This is a genomic window from Streptomyces sp. CNZ287, assembly GCF_007827615.1.
This window is the reverse complement of sequence record NZ_VISV01000027.1, coordinates 1-25,012: the sequence shown is the minus strand read 5'-3', so window position 1 is coordinate 25,012 and position 25,012 is coordinate 1. Positions and strand designations below refer to the sequence as shown.

The following is a 25,012-nucleotide window of genomic DNA, read 5'->3' as shown; positions in this document are numbered from 1 at the left end:
CCCGGCGGTCCGGCCGGGTGTCAGACGGGGTCAAGGGGGCCCAGGAGCCAGCTTCCGGCCGAGGCGGGGTCGTCGTCGAAGTAGTAGTCCCTGATGGCCGCGAGCAGGTCGGCGGTGGTGACGCGGCCGTCCCCGTCGGTATCCAGCCGGCGGAAGACCTCGCGGGCGTCGTGCGCCGGGAGGTTCATCAGCGCGCCCGTCCAGCGCACGTGCTCCTCATGGTCGAGCGCGCCGTCGCCGTCCACGTCGGCGATCGCCATGATCGCCTCCAGGAACTCCCCGTACCCCGCGGCGAAGTCCTCCGGCGTCTCCAGCAGCCCGGCGGCGAACGCCGCCGCGTACTCGGCCTGGTCGACCCGCCCGTCCCCGTCCGTGTCCGCGGCCCGTACGAGCCGCTCCCACACCCCGAGGCACAGTTCCTCCACCCGGCGCCGCGCCGGCGAGTCGGGGCCGTGGCCGAACTCCTCGCCCAGTTGCCGGGCGGCGCGTTCGAAGTCCGCGCGGTCGACATAGCCGTCGCCGTCCGTGTCGTACGTGCGGAAGCGCCGCGCGAGCTTCCGCGCCAGGAACGTCGATACCTCCACGAGCCGTCCTCTCCGCAGGAATTGCCGCCGGTGCACGACGCTACGGCCGGTCCACCGGGGTGCACAGGGGCGCCTGGGCGGGCGCACGGTGGCCCGGAGACGGATGGGGAGCCGACCCCTTTACGGAGAGTGAGGGGGGATTTACGATGAGTGGGTGACGGTGTCGAAGGCCGGCGCGGACCGACGTCACCGGCCAGGGAGAGCCGGGGGGTTGCTCGCATGGCAGAACCACTGTCCGCCGCCGTCGTGCTGCGCGCGCTGAAGCGCGAGGGGCTGACGACCGTCGAGCACGGCGAATGGCGCACGCACAATCGCAACGGCGTGGGCCCGTGGGGCCCGGTGCACGGCGTGGTCCTCCACCACACGGCCACGTCCGGCACGGACGACAGTGTCCGGCTCTGCTACCGCGGCAGGTCCGACCTGCCGGGCCCGCTCTGCCACGGCGTCATCGACAAGAGCGGCCGGGTCCACCTCGTCGGCCACGGCCGGGCGAACCATGCGGGGCTGGGCGACGACGAGGTGCTGCGCGCGGTGATCGCCGAGCGGTACGGGGAGCGCCCGCCCTCGCCCAACGAGCAGAACACCGACGGCAACGCGCGCTTCTACGGCTTCGAGTGCATCAACCTCGGCGACGGCGAGGACCCGTGGCCCGACGCGCAGTTGGAGGCCGCCGAGCGGGCCGCGGCGGCGCTGTGCCGGGCCCACGGCTGGCAGGCGAAGTCGGTGATCGGCCACAAGGAGTGGACGGACCAGAAGATCGACCCGGTGGGCTTCGGGATGCCGGGGATGCGCGAACGCATCGCCAAACGCCTGGCGGGCAAGCCGGAAGGCGAGCCCCCGACCCCACCGGACCCCTCAGGCTCCGCACCCTGACCCGTCCCCCGGGAAGCCTCGGCGTGCCGTGCGGGTTGTATAAGGCGAGGAAGTACGCCGGCCACCCAGCGGAGGCACCGTGACCGCATCGCCCGCCGACACCACCGTGCCGCTCGTCGTCCGGGACCTGCCCGCGCCGCCGCCGCTGGTCCACCGGGCGTGGACGGAGGCGGACCTGCTGGCGCGGTGGATCGGTCCGCGGGGCTACACCGTTCCGCGCGACACCGTCACCGTCGAGCCGTACGTCGGCGGCCACTTCGACTACTGCATGGTCGACGCGGCCGACGACACCGAGGGCGACACGACCGACCGCGGCCGCCACTGGCTCCGCAACCACATCACCGAACTCGCCGCCCCCCACCTCCTCGTCCTCACCTCCGCCCCCATGCCGGAGTACGGCACCCCCGCCCCGGTCAGCACCCGCATCCACCTGTCCCCGGCCCTGCCCGGCACCCGCCTGACGTTCACCCGTACCTACCCACCCGAGCGCCGCCCCACAGCCCGCGCGACGTGGACCACGTCCTTCGACAACCTCGAAGCACTCCTGCTCACCCTCACCTGACCCGGGACGAGTCGGTCCGGGGCCCACCCTCCGCAGGTGCGGCGGTGTGTGCGGGGTGGCCCCCCCCGCAGCTCCCCGTCGCCCTCGGCGGAGTAACCGGCGCGCCCGGACGGGTTGCGGTGCGTCGGCGCGCCCGGCTCGTGCCGCAGCATGCGCAGCGTGTACGCGAACCGCTGCACCGGTCCTGCGGCCGGATCCGGCGCCGGCTTCCGGCGACCCCTCGCGTTCCCGGCCCCCCTTTCACGCCGACCGAATCGATAGGCCCGTCGAGTGGGGGCTGCCCGGTAAACGGGTGGCCGCCGGACTCCGGGGAGTCCTGGCCCTCTTCCCGCCGGAGCCCGCCGTCGCCGCCGTCCAGCGCCGCAGCCTCGCCCCCGCCCCCGACGCGGAGCCCCCGGGCCACCGCCCGGCCGCCACCGCCCTCGCCGAAGCCGTCCGGGGTCCGGGCCGCGGCGTGGCCGCCGTGCCCCTCGTCCTCGCGCCCGCCGCGCTCGTCCTGGGGCTCTGGGGCCTCGGCCGGCAGGGCACGATGTGGCGGGACGAGGCCGTCACGTACGAGATGGCCCACCGCGGCCTGACCGCGCTGTGGCAGACCCTGCCGCACTTCGACGCCGTGCACGGCCGGATCGTCGTGCTGCGCGACCCGCCCGGGCAGCCGTTCGACGCCGAGCCCGGCGAGGCGGCCGAACGCGCCGTGCTGCGCGAGCACTTCAGGGAGTGCGGAACCTGGAGCGTCCGCGGCGCCCGCGTCTCCCGCTACGTGCGGTCGGGGCTCTGCCGCACCGGCTCCGCGTCGGCGTCCGCGTCCGCGGAAGCCCCGTCGTCCCCGTCGTCCGGGCGTTCCCCGTCCCCGTCGTCCCGGTCGTTCTCCTCCGAGTAGCGCGGCCGCGGCACCGAGGTGCGGACGAACTCCACCTCCGCGTACGGCGGCGTATGCAGCCACAGCCGCCGCCCCACCGCGAGCCACACCACCCAGCAGAACGCCACCAGCCCCGTCAGTCCCACCAGCGTGTTCGAAAGGAACTCCGTCACCGGCGGATGCTCCACCGTCGCCTTGTCGACCCAGTACGGGCCGCCCCACTTCCAGTCCATCGGGGCGTCCTCGGACGCCTGCGCCCAGATGGTCCAGGCGAATATCCGGCACGCGCCGTAGAGGAAGTAGGCGTGGTAGAGCGCCAGCAGGAAGCGGTCGGAGAGGCCGACGCGGTGGCGCAGCCAGCCCCATGCGGGGTCCGCGGGATAGACGTGCTGCCTGAAGTACTTGGCGGTGAGCGAGCGGTAGTTGTACGCGAGCATCGCCAGCCAGAAGAGATCCCAGGCCAGGCCCAGACTGCCGTAGTACGCGGCGGCGTCCCCGTAGCGGCCCTCCTGCGCCGCGTACGCCCACATGCCCGTCGAGTAGTGCTGGTCGGTGAAGGGGAAGAAGAGCATTACGCCGACGCTGTCGAAGCAGTCGGTCAGCACGTGCGCCCACTGGCCGATCAGCAGGCCGAGCGCCCACTCCCGGCTCTTGAAGATCAGCAGCACGGCCAGCGCGAGCACCACGCCCCACACCAGCGTGTGGGTGAAGCCGACGCCCGGCCAGCCGCGGTGGTAGTCCCAGGCGTTCTCCGGCTTGAAGGAGAAGCTGCCTATCTCGAAGCCGTAGACGGTGCCCTTGGTGCCCATGTCGGGCAGGAAGCAGCCGAGGAGGACCGCCAGGTACGAGACCTTGACCTTGGTGTGCTTGTGGAGGATGTAGCTCTCCAGCTCATGCGCCGCCCAGCTCACCGGTCTTCCCCCTCGCCGCCGTCGCCCCTGTCGCCGCTGCCCCCGTCGCCGTCCCGGCCGTCATCCGGCTCGTCGTCCCCGGGGTGCCGCCGGGCGCGTACCTTGTCGACGGCCCAGCCGGTGAGGAGGATCGCCGCGATCGCGACCACCGGGCCGCGGGTCCAGGTGAGGATGGAGCGGGTGAAGATCGCGCCGCCCGCGACGAGGGCGATCACGGCGGCCGTGTAGCCGGCGACGTCGCCGGCGCGGGTGCGGCGTACCGGCCGCAGGAACGCCGGGCGGCTACGCACCGGGGGTCACCCCCGCGGCGCGGCCCGCCTGCCCGGGGTGAGTCGTCCGTATGTGCATGGGCCCGCCCCCGCGTCCCGTTCTGCTTCCGCGTACGGCCATGCCGTCGCGTATCGCACCGTCACCGTGCACCGCGCCCCACCGTTCCGTCGTCCGCCGGCGCGCCTCCCCGGCCGCGCAGGCCCCCCTCGGTCGTCCGGGATCTTACGGGATGGGGCACGGTGCCCGGCATTCCGGAGTCAGCTCGCGGGCCTGGTCTCGTAGACCAGCAGCTCCGTGCCCGCGGGGGAGGCGCCGTCGTCGGGCGCCGCCCACATGCGCAGTCCTTCGCCGCGCAGCGCCTCCAGATGCACGGGGTTGCGGGTCGCGACGTGGCCGCCGGTCGACCAGAGCTGCACCGGCACCTCGTGCTCGATGCCGAACGTGCGCAGGTCGATCGCCGCGATGCCGCCCAGCTCGAAGTCGGCGCCGGAGGCGTTCTTGAAGCCGGTGATGCCGGTGCAGAGCATCTTGCGCGAGTCGGCGTACGCGCAGTCCTGGTAGTCGACGAAGTGGCTCTGGTTCGGACGCCGCTGCATCTGGCGGCCGTGCCGGTCCCAGGTGTAGAAGGTCCGCGAGCCCCACGAGACGCCGTGCACCTTGCCGGTGCGCGGCTCGGGCACCACGCCGCCGATGTGGTCGTCGACCCGGAACTCCTCGGTCACCTTCAGCGTGCGGACGTCGACGCGGTAGACGACGGCGGCGCTGTCGGGCCGGTACTCGGCGACCGGGACCCAGACCGAGCGGCCGTCGGTGTCGATGCCGCCGGGGTGGTACATGTCGCCCTCGCCCAGCGTGAGGTCCTCCAGGAGCCGGCCCCTGAGGTCGAGGACGAAGAGGTGGCCGACGCCGCGGCCGGGGCTGCGGTCGTAGCCGTCGACGGGCTCCGGGTAGCGCACCGGCGGTTCGATGACCTCGACGCTGGAGAGGAACAGCCGGTCGCCGACGCGGGTCATGCCCTGCGGGTGGTACGTCTCGAAGTCCAGCGGCAGCTTCTCGACCAGCTCCCACTTGCTGTTGCGGTCCAGCTTCGCGACGGCCTCGACGACGGGGGCGTCGCGCTCGGTCCCGTGGCCGCCGCCGGGGCGCGCGGCGGGGGCGGCGGAGGCGGCGACGGTGCCGAGCAGAGCCGCGGCCAGGGCGGTGACGCCGAGCGTCCTGACGTACCTCATGTGCATCGATCCTCTCCCTCGCGGGCCGGCCGGGACGGCGGGGTGCTCCCCGCGGCGCTCGCCGGCCGGCGCCCGATGATGGCGAGGCCATCCTGCCCGTACGTGGCGGCGAGGCAATCCCGCGGCGAACAGCGGAACACGGCGACGGAACACGAAGTAAGGACACGGTGCCGGGACAGGGCGGACTCGGCACCGTGACCGGACGCGGCGAGGGGGACACCGCGCCGCCGCGGGGAGGGACGGCGGCGCGGCAGGTGACACGGCGACGGGACACCGCGCCGTCCGCTGATGCCCCGCCACCGCGGTCCGGGTGCCCCTTTCTCAGCCCGCCATGCCCAGCACCGTGAGCGAGTAGGGCGTGAAGCCCAGCTCCATCGTCCGCGTCACCTCGAACCCCTCACTGGCCACCTCCGCCTCGATCAGCGAGCCGGTGAACGGATCGGTGACGTACACCGCCTCCTCGCCCGGCGCCAGCGCCGCCTGGTTCTTGGTCCAGTCCTCCGAGACCTCGAACGGCTCGGTCACCTTCGAGGAGGCGACGACCTTCGCGCCCTTCGGGTCGACGCCGTGCAGCTCTCCGTCCGCGGTGAGCGCGAGGCCCCGGTCCCAGTACGGGTCCCAGGTGAACGCGGCGCGCGCGGCGGGTAGTTCGACGCGGCGCATGGTGCGCTCGCCGAGGTCCAGCGCGGCCATCGCCTCGTCGCCGAAGGTGCCGAGGACGGCGTCGCCGCTGTGCCCGGCGAAGGAGCTGACACGCTCCTCCTCGCCGCTGCCGGCCGGGTTGGGGATCTTGTCGGCCTTCCACTTGCCGCCGTCGCCGCGCTCCAGCACCAGCACACCGTCCAGGCAGCCGAAGAGCAGCAGATCGTCGCCGACGGCGTGTTCGCCGTGCAGCTCGGGGCAGTCGCGGAAGGCGGCGAGTGCGCGGTTGTGCGCGTCGTGGACCCGTACGCCGACGGGCAGGTCCTCCTCCGTCTCGCCGGGGATGGTGACGGCCATCTCGCCGTTCTCCAGGGTCACGGCGACGCCGTGGTGCGGGCCTTCCGCCTTCAGCTCGCGCTCCGGTTCCGTGCTCGCGTCCTCGGCGCCGACGTGCAGCACCCGGGCCGTACCGGTGCCGTCGTCGAAGACGGTGACGTGCTCGCCGTGCGGCACGGCGTGCGAGGGGTACTCGCCCTTCAGGCTGCCCAGGAGCCGGGGGCGTTCGTGGTGCGCGTCCTGGTGGCCGCCGTGGTCCTCCCAGCGGATGCCGGCGTCCAGGAGGTGGGTGACGCCCTGCTCGCCCTGGGGCAGCAGGACGTGGGTGTCGTCCTCGGTCCGCACGGGCCTGGACTGGCCCTCGACGCGCAGCGTACGCACCGTGCCGCCGTCGGCGAGGCCGATGACCCGGACGGCGCCCGAGCCCTGTTCGGTGACGACGGCGCGCAGCTCCGGGGCGCCGTGGGCGGTCTTCTCCGCGGGCCAGCCGGAGCGGTCGGCGCCGGCCTGCTCGCCGCCGGCCGCGTCCGACGCGCGGCCGGCGCCGGGCTTTCCGCCGCCCGGATCGTCGTCGTTCTCCGCACACCCGCCGGCCAGCACGAGGGCTATCGCCGCCACGCCCGCGGCGAGCGTCTTCCTTGTCTTCGTAATGACAATCATTTTCATGACGATAGCAGGAGTGTGCGCGGGCGTCCGCCACGGGGGGTCCGGGCATGCGAAAGCCGGCGGCCCCACCCAGCGGGGCCGCCGGCCGGTCTCGCGGCTCGGTGTGTGCCGTGGCTCAGTTCGTGTCGTGGCTGCCGTGGGCCGGTGCGTCGCGGGTGGCCTTCATCGCGTCCGCGTTGTGCGTCCCGGCGACCGTGCCGTCGGGGTTCGTCACCACCAGCAGGCCCGCCATGCCCATGTCCGCGTGGCTCTGGACGTGGCAGTGGTACATCCACCGCCCCGAGCCGACGAGTTCGCCCGCGATGAACTGGAAGCCGAACGAGTCGCCCGGTCCGCAGATCTTGTTGTCGATGATCGGCGTCGGGTCGTCCACGCTGGTCAGCATGCCCGTGCGGTTGTCCGCCCAGCGGTGACCGTGCATGTGGAACGTGTGGTAGAACTCGCCGTGCGTGATCATGATGACCTCGCAGCGGTCGCCGAGCGTGGCGGCGAAGTCGGGCCCGTGCCCGGTGACGTTGTTGATCGTGTTGTCGTTGAAGACGATCACGAACTGCTTGTCGGGCAGCTTGTCGCCCTTCCGGCGGACGATCAGGCCGCCGTACAGGCCGCGCCTGACGCCGCCGGAGCCGTGCGGGGTGCCGACCGCGTGGTCGTGGTAGTGCCAGTAGCCCGCGCTGCCCGGCTGGATGGTGCCGTCGCGGCGGGTGCCCGCGGTGTGCGAGTGCCAGACGTAGGTGCGCGAACCGCCCGGCGGCACCGCGCTGTTCGTCATCGGCGTGCCGTCGTTGTCGATGTCGTAGTCGACGCCGTGGACGTGCAGGCTGGCCTCGACGTCGAGGTTGTTGACCAGCTTGATCATCATGCTGTCGCCCTCGTACATCTCCAGCAGCGGGCCGGGGATGGAGGGCTTGCCCGGTTCGAGGCCGTAGCCGAGCTGGCCGTCCGGCATGGCCTCGGCGTACATGGTGATCCGCTTGATCTCGCCGAGAGGCTGGGGTTGGGGTTTGTCGTTGGACGCCGTGACCGTCGCTCCCGAGGTGGACAGGGCGACCGGGGTCGCCAGTGCGGCCGCGGCCGCACCGCTGGTGAAGGACCTTCTGGAAAAAACGTTGCGCGGCATGGTGGCCCCCGCCTTCTCGCGCGTTTGTGACTCGTCCCTGACAGCCGCTCATGGTAAGGGCTTGTGGAAGCTTTGCCCATCCTCAGGACAAAGTTCGAACCGAATCCGGCTGTAGGCATTGGCAGTTCGCGAAAAGGGGTCTAACTTCCTACGGCGGCGCAGCTATCCCGCAGCATCCCGGGACGAGGTGGGAGGACCATGCGACGCAGGGGAAACGCCCTACGCTGGGCGGCCGGCGCATCGGCGGTGGCCATGGCGGCAACGCTCCTGGCAGGAGCGCAGGCCGTGGCAGGACCGTCGGACGCAGGACCGCTGGCGGCCGGCAGCCCGCCGGGCAAGGCGAACGCTTCGGTGCTCGTGTTCTACCGGGTCGACGGCGACCAACACGCCGTGACCCGGGCGGGCATCGAGGCCATCAAGGCGATCGGTGCCCAGGGGCCCGAGACGTTCACGGTGACCGCGACCGACGAGGTCACGGCATTCACCGACAAGAACCTGGCCAAGTACAACGCGGTCGTCTTCCTGTCACCGGGCAGCGACCGCCTCAACACCATGCAGGAGCAGTCGTTCCAGCGCTACATCAAGGCGGGCGGCGGCTTCCTCGGCATCCATGACGCGGCCCGCTCGGAACCGGAGTCCGACTGGTTCACCGGCCTGATCGGCAGCCGCCCCGCCGGCACCTCCGGCGGCGCGCAGGAGGCCGTCGTCGAGGTCGGCGACCGGCTGAACCCGGCCACCGAGGAGCTGCCGCTGGAGTGGAAGCGCAGCGACGTGTGGACCAACTGGGAGAAGAACCCGTCCGGCAGCGTCCACACCGTCGCCCGGGTCCGGGAGAACACGTACCAGCCGGGCTCGACGGCCAACGGCTGGGACCACCCGATCTCCTGGTGCCGCGACTACGAGGGCGGCCGCTCGTTCTACACCGGCATGGGCGGCACCGCCGCCGGCTTCGCCGAGGAGAACTTCCGGTCGCACCTGCGCGGCGCCCTGCTGTGGACCACGCGCCAGGCGCGCGCGGACTGCCAGGCGAGCATCACCGCCAACTACGAGGCGACCCGGCTGACCCAGCCGAACCAGGCGAACCAGCTCGACCAGATCGGCGAGCCGCACGGCATCGACATCGCCGACGACGGCAAGGTCTACTACATCGGCCGCGGCGGCCGCTGGTCCGGCGCGCCCGTCGACGTCGACTGGAACAGCCCGGAGATGGGCAAGGGCCCCGGCACGATCCACATGTGGGACCCGGAGACCGAGAAGGTGACCGCGGTCGGCACGCTCGACGTCTTCGGCAACAAGGGCGGCGGCGACGAGCTGATCAAGGTCGAGGAGGGCCTCCTCGGCATCGCCCTCGACCAGGACTTCGCCGAGAACGGCTACGTGTACCTGCACTACACGCCGCACTCCGGCGTCGACCGTGCCGCGCACATGGCCGAGCGGCGGGTCTCCCGCTTCACCATCGACCAGGAGACGCAGAAGCTCGACACCGCCTCCGAGAAGGTCGTGCTGTCCTGGCCCGTCCAGGTGCACAGTTGCTGCCACGCGGGCGGCGACATGGAGTGGGACTCCAAGGGCAACCTGTACATCGCCACCGGTGACACCAACTCCTCGCGGTTCAGCGACGGCTACTCGGGCAACAACCCGGAGCCCAACTTCGGCGGCGTGTCCTTCGCCGACGCGCGCCGCACCGCGGGCAACACCAACAACCTCAACGGGAAGATCCTGCGGATCCACCCCGAGGACGACGGCACGTACACCATCCCCGAGGGCAACCTCTTCACCGGCGACGAGGGCGACGGCGACCAGGCCAGGCCCGAGATCTACGTGATGGGCGTGCGCAACCCGTCCCGCATCGAGATCGACGCGGACGACCGGCTCTACGCCGGCTGGGTCGGCCCGGACGCCGGTTCGCCCAGCACCACCTGGGGCCCGGCCAAGTACGACACGTTCGCCGTCATCACCAGCGCGGGCAACCAGGGCTGGCCGTACTGCATGGGCAACTCGCAGCCGTACCGCGACCGCAACCTGCCCGACCCGTCGCAGCCGCTCGGCTGGTACGACTGCGACAACATCAAGAACACCTCGCCCAACAACGACGGGCTCACGGACCTGCCGCCGGTCCGCGACAACAACATCTGGTACTCGCCCCAGGGCGGCGGCCCCGACTACCCGCGCAACGCGGACGGGGTGCCCAGCTACAACGTCGACGAGGCGCAGTACCGCCTGCCCTGGCTCAAGGGCGGCGGCCAGGCGGCCATGACGGGCCCCGTCTACCGCTACGACGCCTCCTCCGGCAGCGACGTGAAGTGGCCGGAGTACTGGAACGACAAGTGGTTCGTCGGCGACTTCTACGACGGGGACCAGCCGCGGCACGCCGTGGTGATGGACCCGGACAACGCCGGTGACGGCGGACTGCCGGTGCACGCCGAGTCGCTCGACAAGATCATCCCGGTCGGCAACGGCGGCATCCGCAACCTGATGGACTGGAAGTTCGGCCCCGACGGCGCGCTCTACGTGCTCGACTACGGCCGCGGCTTCTTCAACGCCGACTCGGCGTCCGCGCTGTGGCGGGTGACGTACAAGGGCGGGCCGGCGACGCCGCTGCCCGGGGACCTGATCGGGAAAGGGAGCCAATGAGATCCGGAGCTCTGACCGCGGGCGGACTGCGGCGGGCGCTGATCATTCTGGTGGCGGTCTGCCTGGCGCTGCTCGCGCCGGGCGGCCTGCCCACCGCGGGCGCGGCGGCGCCCGACGAGGCCCGGGCGGCGCAGACGCTGACCTGGACCGCGGGTGACAGCATCACCGAGTACACCTCCGCGCCCACCACGGCGGTGGCGGGGGAGACGACCATCGTCTTCGAGAACAGCGCCGCCACCGGCAACACCACCGGCATGGTGCACACGCTGACGTTCGACACGTTCAGCGACGGCTACAACAAGGACGTCAGCCTCAACCTCCAGGCGTCCCCGAACGACGAGAACAACGGCAAGTGGCAGGCGACGGTCAACCTCTCGCCGGGCAAGTACCGCTACTTCTGCGCGATCCCCGGCCACGGCTCGATGGCCGGCGAGCTGATCGTCACCGACGGCGGCGGCGAGGACACCACGGCGCCCGAGACTGCCGCGGAGGTCAAGGGCGAGCAGGACGCGAACGGCGCGTACCTGGGCAGCGCGACGGTCGAGCTGTCCGCCACCGACGACATGTCGGGGGTCGACCGCGTCGACTACGCCCTGGACGGGGCCACGGACTGGACCGCGTACGAGGCGCCCGTCGTGGTCAACACCCCGGGCGAGCACACCGTCAGATACCGCGCGACCGACAAGGCGGGCAACACCAGCGAGGAGAAGTCGGTGACCTTCACGGTCACCGAGGCGAACGACACGACGCCGCCCACGGTCACCGCCACGGTCAGCGGTGAGCGGAACGCCGACGGCGCGTACCTGGACATGGCCATGGTCACACTCAACGGGGCCGACACCGGCGGCTCCGGCCTGGACCGGGTCGAGTACTCGGTGGGCGGCAGCGCCTTCCAGAGATACACCGAGATGCTGCACGTCATGACCGTCGGCGAGCACACGGTCAGCTACCGGGCCACCGACAAGGCGGGCAACTCCTCCGAGGTCGGGACGGTCACCTTCACGATCGTCGAGAAGTACCCCAACCCCGACCCGGACTGCCCGGAGCTGGACTCCCGTCCGATCGTCTTCATCGGCCAGTACGACACCCACGTGCCCAACCGCGTCACCGCGAACGGCTGCACGATCAACGAGGTGATCGAGGACGAGAAGGCGTGGCCGAAGCAGAAGGCGTTCCTGGACCACGTCCGGGACGTCACCGACGAGCTGTACGCGGACGCCGTGATCAACGGCGAGGAGCGCCAGATCATCCGCGACACGGCCAGGGAGTCGGGGATCGGCAAGCCGGGCCAGAACGACGGCTACACGCCGATCTTCACCGGCACCGAGAACTCCTTCTCCAAGTGGCAGCAGGTCGGCGGCGGCAGCTTCAACCTCAACGAGGACGGCTCGATGACGAGCGGGACGACCGTCGACGGGATGGGCATGCTGTGGTACCCGCAGGCCCAGTACGGCGACTTCTCGCTCAAGCTCCAGTGGCGCGACGACGCGCCGGGCACCGGGCGCGCCAACTCCGGCGTCTTCGTCCGCTTCCCGGACGTGCGCGACCACCCGGACGAGTCGCGGCCCGAGTGGGTGGCGATCAAGTACGGCCACGAGGTGCAGGTCTTCGACTCGGAGGCCGGCGACCAGTACAAGACCGGCTCGGTCTACGGCTTCGACAGGGTCGACCACGGCTCGGCCGGGGTGGTGCCCAAGGGCACGTGGAACGACTACGAGATCCGGGTGGTGGGCCAGAAGTACTCGATCTACCGCAACGGCGTGCTCCTCAACGAGTTCGAGAACTCCCCGGGGCAGCTCTTCTCGCCGCCGCGCGGCGACGACCCGGGCACGGACGGCCGCCAGCACGCGAAGGGGTACATCGGCCTCCAGGTGCACGGCACGACGGACGTGGTCTCGTTCCGCGACATCCGGATCAAGCCGCTGTGACGTATACGGTCGGCTGAGCCGGATCGGGTCCCGGTGGGGGGCGGTGGACACACCGCCCCCCATCAGGCGTTCCGGGGGGTGTACCAACGGCCGCCGGGGCCGAAACGCCTGTTCGCCACGGGATCGAAAGCGCACCGGTGCCCGTACCTCGGTGGGATAGTCGGTCCGTTCGGTGTCCACGGTCCCGAAGGAAGGTGATGGCCCGTGGTGTTCGCCATGGGATTCTCCGAGTACGGCGGCCCCGAGGTGCTGCGTCCCCTCGACGTCGAGGTGCCGGCGCCGGCCGCCGGCGAGGTGCGTGTGCGCGTCCGCTGCGCGGGGGTCAACCCGCTGGACTGGAAGCTGCGCGGCGGGCGGATGGCGTCGGTCAGGACGCCGGCGTTCCCGTACGTCCTGGGGCTGGAGGCCGCGGGCGTCGTCGAGTCCGTGGGCGAGGACGCGGGGCCGTGGCGGGTGGGCGACGAGGTGCTGGGGCCGGTGACCGCGGGATACGCGGTGCAGACGCTGGCACGCGCGGACCGGCTGGTCGCCAAGCCGCCGGGGCTGCCGTGGGAGCTGGCGGGCGGGCTGCCGGTGGCGGCGGAGACCGCGTACCGCACGCTGACGGCGCTCCGCGTGGCGAAGGACGACACGCTGCTCGTGCACGGCGCGGCGGGCGGGGTGGGCAGCCTGGCGGTGCAGTTCGCGGTCTCGGCGGGGGTACGGGTCATCGGCACCGCGAGCCCCGCGAACCACGACTACCTGCGCTCGCTGGGCGCGGAACCGGTCGCGTACGGGGAGGGCGCGGGCGCGCGGGTACGGGAACTGGCCCCGGACGTCGACGCGGTCCTGGACGTCGCGGGCCGCGGCGTGCTGCCGGAGTCGGTGGACCTGGCCGGCGGTCCTGCCCGGGTCCTGACGATCGCGGACGCGGCGGGCGCGCAGACTCTGGGCGTACGGTTCTCACGCCAGTCGGACGGCGAGGACCAGTACGTGCCGGGGATCGAGCGCGCCCTGGCGCTGTACCGCGACGGCCGCCTGCACCTGCCGGTGTGGCGCGCCCTGCCCCTCACGGAGGCCCCGGACGCCCACCGGGCGAGCGAGGGGGGCCACTTGCGGGGGAAGATCGTCCTGGTGGCGGACTGAGGGGGGATCCGGACGGCGGTCAGCGGGCCAGGCCGAAGGTTTCGGCCGGGCGGGCGGCGGGGCGCCGTGCCCAACCGGGGGCCCGGTCCGCCGCCTTGGCGGCCGGACGCGGCAGCGCCGCCGGGGCGCGGTGCTCCGCTGCCGCCGGAGTCCGGGCCGCCGTCTCGCCGGGGCGGGAGAGCAGGACCACGCCGTGGGTGGCCAGGGCCGTCGCCGTCAGGGCGGCCGCCACCCCCACCGCGCCGCCGGTCAGTTGCTCGCCGAGCAGCGTCAGGCCCACCGCCGCGCAGACCGCGGGGTTGACCAGGGTCACCGTGGCCAGGGGCGCGCCCAGCCCGTCGCGGTAGGCCGCCTGCGAGAGCATCAGCCCCGCGGGGGCCAGTGCCGCCACCGCGAGCCCCGTCAGCACCGTGAAGGCGTCCGGTCCTGGGCGTACCGCGACCGTCTGGGTCAGCACCGAGCCCGCGCCGAAGGCGACGCCCGCGGCCGTGGCGTACGCGATCCCCGCGGCCCGCGGCCCCGCCCGGCGCGCCGCCGCGGCCAGCGCCGCCAGCGCCGCCGCGGTGGCCGCGACCGTGCCGAGGACCTGCGCCGGGGTGAGCACCTCGATCCGCCCGCCTCCGCGCACCAGCAGCAGCACCCCCGCAAGACCCGCCAGCGTCAGCGCCGCGCCCCGCCACCGGACCGCGCCGACCGCCCGCCCGCTGACCGCCGCCTGCAGCGGCAGCGCGAGGACCAGCGTCAGGGCGCCCAGCGGCTGTATCAGGGTCAGCGGCCCGTACCGCAGCGCGAGCACGTGCAGCGCCGCGCCCGCGACGTTCAGCCCGACCGACAGCCACCACGAGCCGCGCCCGAGCGCCGCCCACACCCCCGCGTCCGTCTCCCGGCCCGCCCCCGCGACCCGCTCCTGGAGCACGGCGGCCCCCGCGTACGCGGCGGCGGACGCGATAGCCAGGACCAGTGCTGCCGCGAGGCCGTTCATGCCGTTCATGTCCCCTCCGGTGGTCGAACCCGTCCCCGACGGTACGGAGCGTTGCGGTCAGATTGTGTCCGCAAGTCCGTGCTGCCGTCGTGGTTGTGGACTGCGCGCACCGCCGGAACTCATCGGCAACGACGACACTTCAGTTCGCCCCTCATGAACCCGTGGCAGGAGTGGCGCCGGAGGAAGAGAAAAGCGGCGAGGGCCGGCAGGATCACCAGGACCGTGCCGGCGGGCCTCTCGCTACTCGCCTGGGCCGAGCCCCGGTTGTGCCGGCTCACCCACCCCACGCCCTCTCCGAGAGGAGCGGCGACGTGCACGGCTTCGGGGCGGAGACGGCGCGGGCGCTGTCGACCTCGATGACCACGGAGCGGCCGAGTTCCGCCGGGTGCCGACCCGGGGCGCCCCATCCCCGCGGCCGCGAGGGTGACGTACGAGTCGAGGCGCACGACGCCGGTGCTTCTTCCCGCGTGTGTGCACCCACCCGCGACGACGGCCACGGCGTCGTGGATCAGACCTGGCCGGTGCTTTCGCGGACGACGAGCTGCGGTTCCAGGAGCACGTGGGTGTCTGTGGGCGGTTGATTCTGGAGCCGGCCGACGAGCAGACGCATGACTGTGCGACCGATCTCGTCGAGCGGTTGACGGACGCTGGTCAGAGCCGGACTGACCACGGCGGCGGTCGGAGAGTCGTCGGAGCCCACCACGGCGAGGTCACGGCCGATGTCCAGTCCTCGCTGCCGGGCCGCCACGTAGCACCCCATCGCGAATGTGTCGCTCGCCGCCACGACTGCTGTGGGTGCCGGACTCGCGTCGAGGAGATGCAGGGCCGCGCGGGTGCTGTCCGACACCGTGTCCAGAGCTCGCACGCACCGGTCAGGAGCGAGGCCGTGCCTCCGCATGGCGCGCTGCCATCCCTGCATCCTCTTCTCTCCGGGCCCGGAGGTGGGGGGCCAGCCGAGGAAGGCGATGTTTCGGTGCCCGCGCTCCACGAGGTGGTCCACGGCCATCTCGCCGCCATGAACGTTGTCCACATCGACCGTGAGGAGGTCCTCGGCCGAGCCGCCGGGGTCGGGAGTTCCGAAGCAGACGAAGGGGGCCCGGCGCTCGGCGAGCCAACCGGGGCGGGGATCTCCCGGGTCGATACCGGAGAGCACGAAGCCGTCGACGCTGCCGGTGCGGAGCATGTCGGCGTAGCGGGTGAACTCGTCGCTGGTGCGCCCTGCGCTGAACAGGAGCAGGAGGTAGTCGGCGGATTCGGCGGCGGTGGTGAGGGCGTGCAGGAAGCGGTCCTGGAGGACGCTGGCGGTGCCGGAACGGTCGGGGTCGAGGCGGTAGCCGATCTGGCGCGTGCTGCGTGTGCGCAGCGACCTGGCCATGCGGTTGGGCTGGTACCCGAGTCGGTCGACGACTGCGAGGACGTGCCTCAGGGTGTCGGGGCGGACCCGGTCGGGGGCGTTGAGGGCGTTGGAGACCGTCTGCCGCGACACCTGGGCCGCGCGTGCCACCTCCAGGATGGTGGGGCCCCCGGAACGCCGCTGCCTCGTCATGTCGCCGTTGGACTCTCTTACGCAGGTCGGTGGTCAAGGCGCCGCCCGGGACCTGGACGAGATCCCTGTCAGCCTTGCGTTTCGATCGATCAAATACAGCTGGCTCAGATAGTCGCACACCTGCTGGGCCGAGTCAACGGTGAAGGCTCGAAACCGGAGAGAGGCCGGTGTCCAGGGATTTTCCCTTCAGCGCCCCGCCTCGAAGGCTCTCCGTGCGCGATCCCTTGACACAGGTACCGGGCGGTGCTTCGATCCCCTCAATTTGAACGATCAAAGTTGAGCCGCTGCACCCTTCCCCGGCGTCACGCTGTCCGCGCGGACCAGCGGATGACCGTCGGGAGCGGGCCCGCCCCGCACCTCCGTGGTTGCGGAGCCGACCGGGCCCGACGCCCACTGGCCAATGCCGACTGCCCGAAAGGTCCCTGTCCGATGGCGACTCCCTCCGTGCCGTGGTGGCGCGACGCCGTGATGTACCAGGTCTATCTGCGCAGCTTCCTGGACAGCGACGGTGATGGCGTGGGTGACCTCCGAGGTGCCCGGACCGGACTGCCCTACCTGGCCACGCTCGGCGTCGACGGGCTGTGGCTGAGTCCCTGCTCCCCCTCTCCTCAGCACGACCACGGCCACGACGTGGCCGACTACTGCGCGAGCGACCCGCTCTTCGGCGGCCTGCACGACTTCGACGGGTTGCTTGCCGATGCGCACTCCCTGGGGTTCAAGGTCATCCTCGACGTGGTTCCCCACCACTGCTCGGCGCAGCACCCGCGGTTCCGCGAGGCCCTGGGGGCCGAGCCCGGCAGCGCGGCCCGGAAGCGGTTCCACTTCGCGGGTGGCCGCGGGACCGGCGGCGAACTGCCGCCCAACAACTGGCGGGCCATGTTCGGCGGCCATTCGGTACTTGAACGTTCACAGCAACTCTCGGACTTCCCGGCTCTCTCCCGAAACTGCTGACCAGCCCAGCCGGCCGAGCCGCCCCGGAGTCTCCCCTCGTCAGTCCCTCAGGCGCCCCGAACCAGCGGGAAGCCGCCCCCCTCGCACGGTGACCCGCCTTCCGGCCACCGTCCGCCACAAAGGAGCAGGAGCAATGAGAAAGCGCGGAACCGTTGCCACAGCCGTGCTCACCACCACGGTCACGCTTCTCGGGGCCGGCTGCGCCGGCAGTACCCCCGGCGAAGAGGGGAGCGCCGACGGGCGTGGGCCGTTCACCCTCGCCATGCACAAGGACACCACCGGGAAGTTGACGAGCGAGATCCTCGACGTCTGGAACAAGCGCCACCCCGACGAGAAGGTGACCTTGATCGAACTGCCCGAGTCCGCCGACGAGCAGCGGGCCGCGATGGCACAGAACTTCCAGGCGAAGAGCGATCGCTTCGACGTGGTGGCCATGGACGTGATCTGGACGGCGGAGTTCGCCGCCCGGGGATGGATAGAGAAGCTGGATCCCCAGGTTCTTCCCGACGGCATCGTCCCGGCCGCCCTGGAGACCGCCAAGTACGAGGGTGACCTGTACGGAGCGCCGCTCACGTCGAGCGGCGCGCTGCTCTTCTACCGCAAGGACCTGGTGAGCAAGCCCCCGGCCACCTGGAAGGAACTGATCGACGGCTGTGAGATCGCCGAGCGGCAGCGGATGGACTGCTACGCCGGTCAGTTCGCCCAGTACGAGGGCCTGACCGTCAACGCGACCGAGGCCATCAACTCGGCCGGGGGTTCCGTCTACGGGCCCGACGGTCAGGTGACCGTGGACAGCCCCGAGGCCAAGGAGGGCATCGACTTCCTCGTCGATGGCTTCCGCACCGGATACATCCCCAAGGAGGCCATCACCTACCAGGAGGAGGACGGCCGCCGCGCCTTCCAGAGAGGCGACCTCCTCTACCTGCGCAACTGGCCCTACGTGTACGGCCTCGCCAACGCCGCGGGCTCGGACACGAAGATCGCGGGGAAGGTCGGAGTGGCACCGCTGCCCGGCGCCGACGGCGCCGGGGCATCCACCCTCGGCGGTTTCAACCTGGGGCTCAGCAGCTACTCCAAGCACAAGGAGTCGGTCCTCGACTTCATGGCCTTCATGGAGAGCCCCGAGGCCCAGCGCGTGCAGGTCACGGACCTGTCCAACCCGCCCGTGCTGATGGACCTCTACACGGACGAGGCGCTCGCCACGGAGTTCCCCTACCTGCCCGCTCTGCAGCAGGGCCTGAGCCAGGCCCGTCCCCGCCCGCAGGTACCCGCATACAACGACGCCAGCCTCAGCATCCAGCAGGAGATCTACAAGGCACTTCAGGGGGAGAAGAGTTCAGCGGACGCGCTGAAGGACCTCGCCGGTCAGTTGAACGGACTCCAGAGCAACTGACCCGCCCCTATCCGCCGTACGATCCAGGAGGCCGCCGTGTCCACCGCAGTCAGCGCGTCCACCAAGCCGGGTACGTCACCCCCGGGAAAGCCGCAGCGCCGCGGACGCCGGAGCCGGGGTGAGGCACGGCTGGCCTGGTACCTGATCACGCCGGCGATCCTTCTCCTTGCCGCCGTGATCGGATACCCCCTTGTCAAAGCCGTCTACCTGTCGCTCTTCAGCGACACCATCGGCGAAGAAGCCGAGTTCATAGGTCTCGGCAACTACCGGAGGGCACTCACCGGAGACGCATCCGCCGACTTCTGGTCCGCTGTGCAGGTGACCCTGCTGTTCGCGGTCGTCACCGTCCTGCTGGAAGTGGTCATCGGGACCGCCATGGCCCTCGTCATGCACCGCGCCTTCCGCGGCCGAGGGCTGGTGCGGGCCAGCGTCCTGGTTCCGTGGGCCATCCCCACCGCTCTCACCAGCGTGCTGTGGCAGTGGATGCTCCAGCCCGACGGCATCGTCAACGGCATGACCGGAGAAACCGTCCTGTGGACCGGCAGCGAGTGGCCGGCCACATGGGCGATCATCATCGCCGACACCTGGAAGACGGCACCGTTCCTCGCGCTGCTCGTCCTCGCGGGCCTCCAGCTCATCCCCGACGAACTCCACGAGGCCGCCCGCGTGGACGGCGCGGGTGTCTGGCGCCGCTTCCGCAGCATCACCCTGCCGCTGCTGATGCCCGCCCTCATGGTGGCCGTCCTGTTCCGGCTCCTCGACGTCCTGCGCATCTACGACCTGCCGCAGATCCTCACCGGCGGGGCGAACGGGACGACCACCCTGTCGATGCTCGTCGTGCAGGCATCGGTCGAACAGACGAAGTTCGGCTACGGGTCGGCGCTCTCGACGCTGACCTTCCTGTTCATCTTCGTGGTTGCGCTGCTGTTCGTCCGGTTCCTCGGCACCACCCTCATGCCGGCCGAGGAAGGCAAGGAGTCCTGATGCTCACCACCGCGTCCCCCGATTCCCGCCCGACCGTTCACCGGCGACCGGGCCGGACGGCCCGCAGCGCACTTTCGCCCGTTGCGCGCCGCCGGCTCGGAAACGCGGGGCTGGCGCTCTGCGTGACCCTCATCGTGCTGTTCTGCCTCGCGCCGTTCTACTGGATGTTCGTCTCCAGCCTCAAAGGGCCGAACGACATCTTCAACAATGACCTGTGGCCGGCTTCGCCCACCCTGGTCAACTACGAGGCCGTCTTCAGTGGCCAGAACAATTTCCTCTACGCCCTGCGCAACAGCGCCATCGTCGCCGGCACCACCACGATCCTCGCGATGCTGATCGGACTGCTGTCGGCGTATGCCTTCGTGCGGCTGCGCTTCCCCGGAAAGCGGCTGGCGCTGGGAGCCGTTCTGGCCGCCTCCATGTTTCCCGGCGTCGCCCTGCTGACGCCGCTCTTCCAACTGTTCAGCGACTGGGGATGGATCGACCAGTACCAGGCCATGATCATTCCGGACGTCAGCTTCGCGCTGCCCCTGGGGATCTGGACGTTGTCGGTCTTCCTGCGCGAACTGCCGTGGGATCTTGAGGAATCCGCGGTGATCGACGGCTGTACCCAAGGTCAGGCGTTCCGCAAGGTGCTCCTGCCGCTGGCCGCTCCCGGTGTGTTCACCAGTGCGCTCCTCGTCTTCATCGCGGTGTGGAACGAGTACCTGATCGCGAACGCCATGACCCTCACCCTCGCGTCCCAGCCGGTCACGGTGGCCATCGCGAAGTTCACGGGAAGCTCCGAGTACCAGCAGCCCTTCGGTACGCAGATGGCGGCGGGTGTCATCGTGGCGCTTCCGCTGATCGTCCTGGTCCTCCTCCTCCAGCGGCGCATCGTCGCCGGGCTGACCGCCGGGGCGGTCAAGGGCTGACCGTCCGGCCCCGGCGCCGGCGACCGGACGCCGATCACGGCGGGATCGACCGACCCATGTGAACGATCAAGAGCCTGCCGTGCGGTACCGGACCGGCGCCATGACTCCGGCAAGGCTGACTGAACCCTGAACGGCGCGCCACGTGCGGCCCTCAATGAGGAGTTATCTTGACGGATTGGATACCCCAGCCCTTCATTCACGACGCGATCATCTGCGTCGGGGCCCCGGAACTCGTGCTCTCCCCGCGGGACGGGCAGATCAGGGGCGGGGCGGAGGGCTTCTACGCGGCCGATTCCCGGCTCATCAGCCGACTTGTGCTCAGCGTCAACGGCCAGGAGCCGGAGATCGTGGACGCGTGGCTGTCCCACGCGGGGGAGGCACACTTTCTCGCCGTTCACCGTGACGGCGACGACCCCACTCCGGACCCGACGGTGACCGTGGAACGCGTGCGCACAGCCGGCAGGGACTTCGAACGGATCACCGTCTCCAACCACCGGCGCCGAGACGTCCGGCTGGCACTGCGGCTGTCGACGGCGTGCGACCTGTCGGACATGTCGGAGGTGAGGGCCGGACGGCCACGGGAGGCGCGCCCTGCGACGGAGAGCGGACGGAGCATCGTGTGGACATCACCCGGGAAGGGCGCCGTCACCCTGACCGGGACGCCGGCCCCCGATCGGGTCGAGGCCGGCCGTCATGCCGCCGCGTTCGTGTGGGACGTCGAACTCGCTCCGGCACAGACGTGGACGACGACCCTGGCACTGGACACCACCCCCGGGACCGTGTCGGCACCGCCCGCGGCGGTGGTCGCTCCTCGGCCCGGCCGGCAGCCGTGGTCAGCGCCGCGCCTGACCTGCACCGACCCCCGGCTGACCCGCCTCATCGACCAGAGTCTGAACGACCTGGCAGCGCTGTTGCTGGCAGACCCCCAGGCTCGTGACGACCGGTTCCTCGCCGCCGGCGTTCCGTGGTACCTCACCCTCTTCGGGCGCGACTCACTCTGGGCCGCCCGGATGATGCTGCCCCTGGGGACCGAGTTGGCCGCCGGCACGCTCAGATCGCTGGCCCGGCGCCAGGGCACCACCCATGACGCGGCCACCGAGGAGCAGCCCGGCAAGATCATGCACGAACTGCGGCGCGAAGCCAGCGCCGTCCTGCCTCCGCTGTACTACGGCACCATCGACGCCACACTGTTGTTCGTGACCGTTCTGGCGGAGGCATGGCATTGGGGGATGCCCGAGAGTGAGGTGGCAGCGCTGCTCCCCGCGGCGGAGCGCGCGCTCGACTGGCTGCGGGAGCACGCCGATGCCGACGGCGACGGGTTCGTCGAGTACGCCAGGCTCCGGGAGACCGGCCTGGTCAACCAGGGGTGGAAGGACTCCGAGGACGCCGTACAGTCCACTGCCGCCCGCCTCGCAAAGCCGCCCATTGCGCTGGCCGAAGTCCAGGGCTACGCCTACGAGGCCGCGCGTGCGGGAGCGCAGTTGCTCACCGCCTTCGGGAGGCCGGGGGCGGACTACTGGCGGGAGTGGGCGGAGCAACTGGCCGGGCGCTTCCGCTCCGCGTTCTGGCTCGAAGACGATCTCGGACCCTATGTGGCGATCGCGCTGGACGGTCAGAAGCGCCCGGTCGATGCGGTGGCGTCCAACATGGGCCACTTGCCGGGCACCGGCATCCTCAGCCAGGAGGAGTGCCGGCTCGTCGCCCGTCGGCTCTCCCGGGCAGACATGGACAGCGGCTGGGGGCTGCGGACGATGAGCGCGAACGCCCGGGGGTTCAACCCATTCGGCTACCACACCGGCTCGGTCTGGGCCCACGACACGGCCATCGCCGTCGCCGGGCTGGCGGCGACCGGCAACCACCAGGCGGCCGCATCCCTGATGGACGGACTGGTCGAGGCCGCATCGGCGTTCGACTACCGCCTGCCCGAACTGTACGCCGGTGAACAGCGTCGCGCGGGTGGCCGGCCCGCCCCCTATCCCGCCTCCTGCCGGCCCCAGGCGTGGGCGGCCACGGCGGGGGTCAGCCTGCTGACTTCACTGCTGGGGCTCCGTCCCGATCTGCCCGCCGGCAGGATCCGGATGCGCCCCCTGACCGCTTCGCCCGTGGGGGCCCTCGAAGTCAGCGGCATCCGGCTGGGCTCCTCGTCGGTCACGGTCACCGTGGACGGCCGCGGTCACGGCGACATCGTCGGCCTTCCGCTGGAGACACGGGTCGAGACGGGCGACTGAGCACCGGCGCCGCACCGTTGTCGTAGCAGGGGAGCAGGATGGGCACCGTGGCCTCCCTCCTGTACGACGACTCCGCCCCGCCGCCCGGCCCCGTGCAGTTCCAGCTCGTCCTGCTGCGCCGCATGCAGGACTTCCAGCCCGACCTGGTCGCCGGTGCGCTGCGCGCCCTCGGCGTGCCCCGTACCGCCATGCGCGAGGCCAACCGCCGCTGGCAGGGCCGGCTCCGGGCCCGCGGTGGCCCGGCCGCCGGCGCCGCGCGGGCCCGTGACTTCGCCGCGCTGCTCGGGCCGCCGGTGTCGGTGACGCGGCGCGCGCACGGCGACATGGCGCTGGACGTGCACGTCTGGCCGGTGCCGCTCTGGCCGGACCTGCGGTTCGAGGCCACCTGCGGCGTGGGCGGCGTGGCGCTCAACGCCTGGCTCGTACGGGCGCCGGACGCGGCGGGCCCCGCGCTGCGCACGCTCGCCGATCTGGCGCCCTGGGGTTGCACCGTCGACGAGGTGGCGCGGGCCTTCCCGCCCGCGGCGCCCCGCGAGACGTCCGCCGCCCCCCGCTTCGCGCTGGCCTTCACCGCGCCGGACGCCGCCGGCGAACCGCGCGCGTGCACCGCGGAGTTCGCGTGGGGGCTGGTGCAGCGGTGGGGCGTCGATTAAGCGTCGCTTACCGATCCCATGAACGGATTCTCGCTGGTGCTGCACAGTCCTCCGCGGGGAGACTGGTCGGCATGATCACACCGGACACCAAGGACTGGACCTGGGTCCTGGACCGCCCCTGCCCCGAATGCGGCTTCGTGGCGGCGGAGACCCGCGCGCAGGACGTCCCCGCGCTGGTACGGAAGAGCGCCGTGCGCTGGGTGCAGGTGCTGGCCGACGAGCCGGAGCGGCTGCGCGCGCGGCCACGGCCCGACGTGTGGTCGGCGCTGGAGTACGCGTGCCATGTGCGCGACGTGTTCCGGCTGTACGACGAGCGGCTCGACCTGATGCTCACCCAGGACGGCCCGACGTTCGCGAACTGGGATCAGGACGAGACGGCGGTCGCGGAGCGGTACGGGGAGCAGGACCCGCTCCAGGTGGCGGCGGAGCTGTCGGCGTGGGCGGAGACGCTGGCGGAGCACCTGGACGAGGTGGGCGAGGGGCGGTGGCAGCGGACGGGATTCCGGAGCGACGGGGCGGCGTTCACGGTCGACACGTTCGCGCGGTACTTCGTGCACGACGTGATCCACCATCTGTACGACGTGGGCGCGCTGGACCGCTCCGCGGAAGGCCGGGGATGAAGAGCTAGCCCCACGGGGGCCTGGAGCTCGGCGGGTCGGTTCATCCCCTGGCCCGGCCCGCCGTTTCTTCTGCCCGCCGCGGGTGGGCGTGTCGCCGGTGGTCTCGTCCACCACCGGCTTCTGCCGCGCCGCGCCCTCGGGCGCGGGCTGTTCGCACCGTGCGTGAAACGGACCACCTCGTCCTGGCTCCGCCAGTCGCCCTCGGCGACCATGCCCGCTCCGCCGCCCGCTTTCGTCACTGTACGTAGGTCGGACCGGATCCCGCCGCGGGCGGGACGGCGGCCCCCGCGTACCCGCGAAACCGTGCCGGGACGTCGATCCCCGCCGCGGCCACCTCGGTTCTCCCGCGCCCCGCGGCGGTGGCGGGCGGAGGGCGCCGGCGGACCCGGCCGCGGTCCGAACGCGGTCGCAAAGATTACGCCGATGACTACCGTGCGTTGCCGCCGGGAACGAAACGGAAGCAGTCGGAAGCCCCTGATTGCAGCCAGGTCACGGCAGTGGCCTAGACCTGTTCGCGAGAGGCGCCCGTCGGTAGGCTGACGCCCAGCGCACGCTGGATGATCTTCATCTGGTCGTAAACCAGCGCCGAGGACAAAGGGGTTCAACAGTGAGGACAGTACGGTTGATCAGTGCCGGCGCAGCCGCCTCTGCGCTGGTACTGGGGCTTGCGGCATGTGGTGACGACGGGGGCAGCTCGGACGGGACCACCACGATCAAGTTGGTGGCGGCGGATTACGGGGATAAGGCGTCGAACGCGTCGAAGGTGTACTGGGATGACGTGGTCAAGCGTTTCGAGGCGAAGCACAAGGACATCAGGGTCGATGTTCAGGTCATTAACTGGAATGACATCGACACGAAGGTGAAGACGATGATCCAGGGCGGGAACGTCCCGGATGTCCTGCAGACCGGTGGGTATGCGGACAAGGTCGCCGACGATCTGCTGTACGAGGCGGATGAGGTGCTGTCGCCGAAGACGAAGTCGAACCTGATCGAGTCGTTCGC

Annotated in this window: 19 protein-coding genes and 2 pseudogenes; 13 read left to right on the top strand and 8 right to left on the bottom strand. The window is 71.4% G+C overall.

The window, feature by feature from the left end; all coding sequences use genetic code 11:
- Positions 1-20: 20 nt before the first annotated feature.
- Positions 21-584: an EF-hand domain-containing protein gene (locus tag FB457_RS32580; protein WP_145784208.1), complete on the bottom strand. Its 564-nt coding sequence runs from the start codon at positions 582-584 to the stop codon at positions 21-23.
- 219 nt (positions 585-803) lie between these two features.
- On the opposite strand from FB457_RS32580, the pseudogene FB457_RS32575 reads away from it, so the two are divergent.
- Positions 804-1,442, top strand: a pseudogene (locus tag FB457_RS32575) (peptidoglycan recognition protein family protein); the annotation flags it as partial.
- A gap of 94 nt (positions 1,443-1,536) precedes the next feature.
- The gene (locus tag FB457_RS32570) at positions 1,537-2,019 is read left to right on the top strand and encodes an SRPBCC family protein (RefSeq protein WP_145784204.1); all 483 of its coding nucleotides are present in this window, start codon (positions 1,537-1,539) and stop codon (positions 2,017-2,019) included.
- 756 nt (positions 2,020-2,775) lie between these two features.
- Here FB457_RS32570 and FB457_RS32565 read toward each other — a convergent pair.
- From FB457_RS32565 to FB457_RS32545, 5 genes are all read right to left on the bottom strand, one after another.
- Positions 2,776-3,789, bottom strand: coding sequence for a metal-dependent hydrolase (locus tag FB457_RS32565; RefSeq protein WP_047015601.1), 1,014 nt, complete (start codon positions 3,787-3,789; stop codon positions 2,776-2,778).
- Positions 3,786-4,079, bottom strand: a complete 294-nt coding sequence (locus FB457_RS32560; RefSeq protein ID WP_145784202.1) for a hypothetical protein — start codon at positions 4,077-4,079, stop codon at positions 3,786-3,788. Before FB457_RS32560 ends, FB457_RS32565 begins: the two co-directional genes overlap by 4 nt.
- Positions 4,080-4,316: 237 nt before the next feature.
- The gene (locus tag FB457_RS32555) at positions 4,317-5,288 is read right to left on the bottom strand and encodes a DUF6454 family protein (RefSeq protein WP_145784200.1); all 972 of its coding nucleotides are present in this window, start codon (positions 5,286-5,288) and stop codon (positions 4,317-4,319) included.
- Positions 5,289-5,609: 321 nt separating this feature from the next.
- Positions 5,610-6,926: a hypothetical protein gene (locus FB457_RS32550; protein WP_253911192.1), complete on the bottom strand. Its 1,317-nt coding sequence runs from the start codon at positions 6,924-6,926 to the stop codon at positions 5,610-5,612.
- Between the two features lie 121 nt (positions 6,927-7,047).
- On the bottom strand, positions 7,048-8,052 hold the full coding sequence (locus FB457_RS32545) for a multicopper oxidase domain-containing protein (RefSeq protein WP_047015597.1): 1,005 nt from the start codon (positions 8,050-8,052) through the stop codon (positions 7,048-7,050).
- A 285-nt stretch (positions 8,053-8,337) separates the two neighbouring features.
- Here FB457_RS32545 and FB457_RS32540 point away from each other — a divergent pair, with 285 nt between their 5' ends.
- The 3 genes from FB457_RS32540 (at position 8,338) to FB457_RS32530 (ending at position 13,739) form a co-directional block, all read left to right on the top strand.
- The gene (locus FB457_RS32540; protein ID WP_047015596.1) at positions 8,338-10,686 is read left to right on the top strand and encodes a ThuA domain-containing protein; all 2,349 of its coding nucleotides are present in this window, start codon (positions 8,338-8,340) and stop codon (positions 10,684-10,686) included.
- Positions 10,683-12,614 (top strand): OmpL47-type beta-barrel domain-containing protein, encoded by a 1,932-nt coding sequence (locus FB457_RS32535; RefSeq protein WP_145784199.1) that lies wholly within the window; start codon positions 10,683-10,685, stop codon positions 12,612-12,614. The genes FB457_RS32540 and FB457_RS32535 overlap by 4 nt, the downstream gene beginning before the upstream one ends.
- Before the next feature lie 207 nt (positions 12,615-12,821).
- Positions 12,822-13,739 (top strand): NADP-dependent oxidoreductase, encoded by a 918-nt coding sequence (locus FB457_RS32530; RefSeq protein WP_347613984.1) that lies wholly within the window; start codon positions 12,822-12,824, stop codon positions 13,737-13,739.
- Positions 13,740-13,758: 19 nt separating this feature from the next.
- Here the strand turns inward: FB457_RS32530 and FB457_RS32525 are convergent, their stop codons facing one another.
- Both FB457_RS32525 and FB457_RS32520 read right to left on the bottom strand, forming a co-directional pair.
- The gene (locus FB457_RS32525) at positions 13,759-14,730 is read right to left on the bottom strand and encodes a DMT family transporter (protein WP_047015593.1); all 972 of its coding nucleotides are present in this window, start codon (positions 14,728-14,730) and stop codon (positions 13,759-13,761) included.
- A 499-nt stretch (positions 14,731-15,229) separates the two neighbouring features.
- Positions 15,230-16,225, bottom strand: coding sequence for a LacI family DNA-binding transcriptional regulator (locus FB457_RS32520; RefSeq protein WP_253911191.1), 996 nt, complete (start codon positions 16,223-16,225; stop codon positions 15,230-15,232).
- 471 nt (positions 16,226-16,696) lie between these two features.
- Between FB457_RS32520 and FB457_RS32515 the strand changes: the two are divergent.
- The 8 genes and pseudogenes from FB457_RS32515 to FB457_RS32480 form a co-directional block, all read left to right on the top strand.
- Positions 16,697-17,155: pseudogene (locus FB457_RS32515) on the top strand (alpha-amylase family glycosyl hydrolase); the annotation flags it as partial.
- A gap of 196 nt (positions 17,156-17,351) precedes the next feature.
- The gene (locus FB457_RS32510; protein WP_047015590.1) at positions 17,352-18,611 is read left to right on the top strand and encodes an ABC transporter substrate-binding protein; all 1,260 of its coding nucleotides are present in this window, start codon (positions 17,352-17,354) and stop codon (positions 18,609-18,611) included.
- Positions 18,612-18,647: 36 nt separating this feature from the next.
- The gene (locus FB457_RS32505; RefSeq protein ID WP_047015589.1) at positions 18,648-19,595 is read left to right on the top strand and encodes a carbohydrate ABC transporter permease; all 948 of its coding nucleotides are present in this window, start codon (positions 18,648-18,650) and stop codon (positions 19,593-19,595) included.
- The gene (locus tag FB457_RS32500) at positions 19,595-20,509 is read left to right on the top strand and encodes a carbohydrate ABC transporter permease (RefSeq protein ID WP_047015588.1); all 915 of its coding nucleotides are present in this window, start codon (positions 19,595-19,597) and stop codon (positions 20,507-20,509) included. Before FB457_RS32505 ends, FB457_RS32500 begins: the two co-directional genes overlap by 1 nt.
- Positions 20,510-20,676: 167 nt before the next feature.
- On the top strand, positions 20,677-22,737 hold the full coding sequence (locus tag FB457_RS32495; protein WP_052770265.1) for an amylo-alpha-1,6-glucosidase: 2,061 nt from the start codon (positions 20,677-20,679) through the stop codon (positions 22,735-22,737).
- A gap of 47 nt (positions 22,738-22,784) precedes the next feature.
- On the top strand, positions 22,785-23,390 hold the full coding sequence (locus FB457_RS32490; RefSeq protein ID WP_145784197.1) for a hypothetical protein: 606 nt from the start codon (positions 22,785-22,787) through the stop codon (positions 23,388-23,390).
- Between the two features lie 71 nt (positions 23,391-23,461).
- Positions 23,462-24,010 carry a DinB family protein gene (locus tag FB457_RS32485; RefSeq protein ID WP_047015586.1) on the top strand — a complete coding sequence of 183 codons (549 nt, stop codon included), beginning with the start codon at positions 23,462-23,464 and terminating at the stop codon, positions 24,008-24,010.
- A 622-nt stretch (positions 24,011-24,632) separates the two neighbouring features.
- Positions 24,633-25,012, top strand: a 380-nt coding sequence (locus FB457_RS32480) for an extracellular solute-binding protein (protein WP_486589222.1), incomplete at its 3' end; no start/stop codon positions are given.

Bases quoted from the DNA above. Each gene is read 5' to 3' on its own strand.
- FB457_RS32510 (WP_047015590.1), top strand. From the start codon at position 17,352: ATGAGAAAGCGCGGAACCGTTGCCACAGCCGTGCTCACCACCACGGTC.
- FB457_RS32500 (WP_047015588.1), top strand. From the start codon at position 19,595: ATGCTCACCACCGCGTCCCCCGATTCCCGCCCGACCGTTCACCGGCGA.
- FB457_RS32545 (WP_047015597.1), bottom strand. From the start codon at position 8,052: ATGCCGCGCAACGTTTTTTCCAGAAGGTCCTTCACCAGCGGTGCGGCC.
- FB457_RS32485 (WP_047015586.1), top strand. From the start codon at position 23,462: ATGATCACACCGGACACCAAGGACTGGACCTGGGTCCTGGACCGCCCC.
- FB457_RS32525 (WP_047015593.1), bottom strand. From the start codon at position 14,730: ATGAACGGCATGAACGGCCTCGCGGCAGCACTGGTCCTGGCTATCGCG.
- FB457_RS32550 (WP_253911192.1), bottom strand. From the start codon at position 6,926: ATGATTGTCATTACGAAGACAAGGAAGACGCTCGCCGCGGGCGTGGCG.
- FB457_RS32555 (WP_145784200.1), bottom strand. From the start codon at position 5,288: ATGAGGTACGTCAGGACGCTCGGCGTCACCGCCCTGGCCGCGGCTCTG.
- FB457_RS32535 (WP_145784199.1), top strand. From the start codon at position 10,683: ATGAGATCCGGAGCTCTGACCGCGGGCGGACTGCGGCGGGCGCTGATC.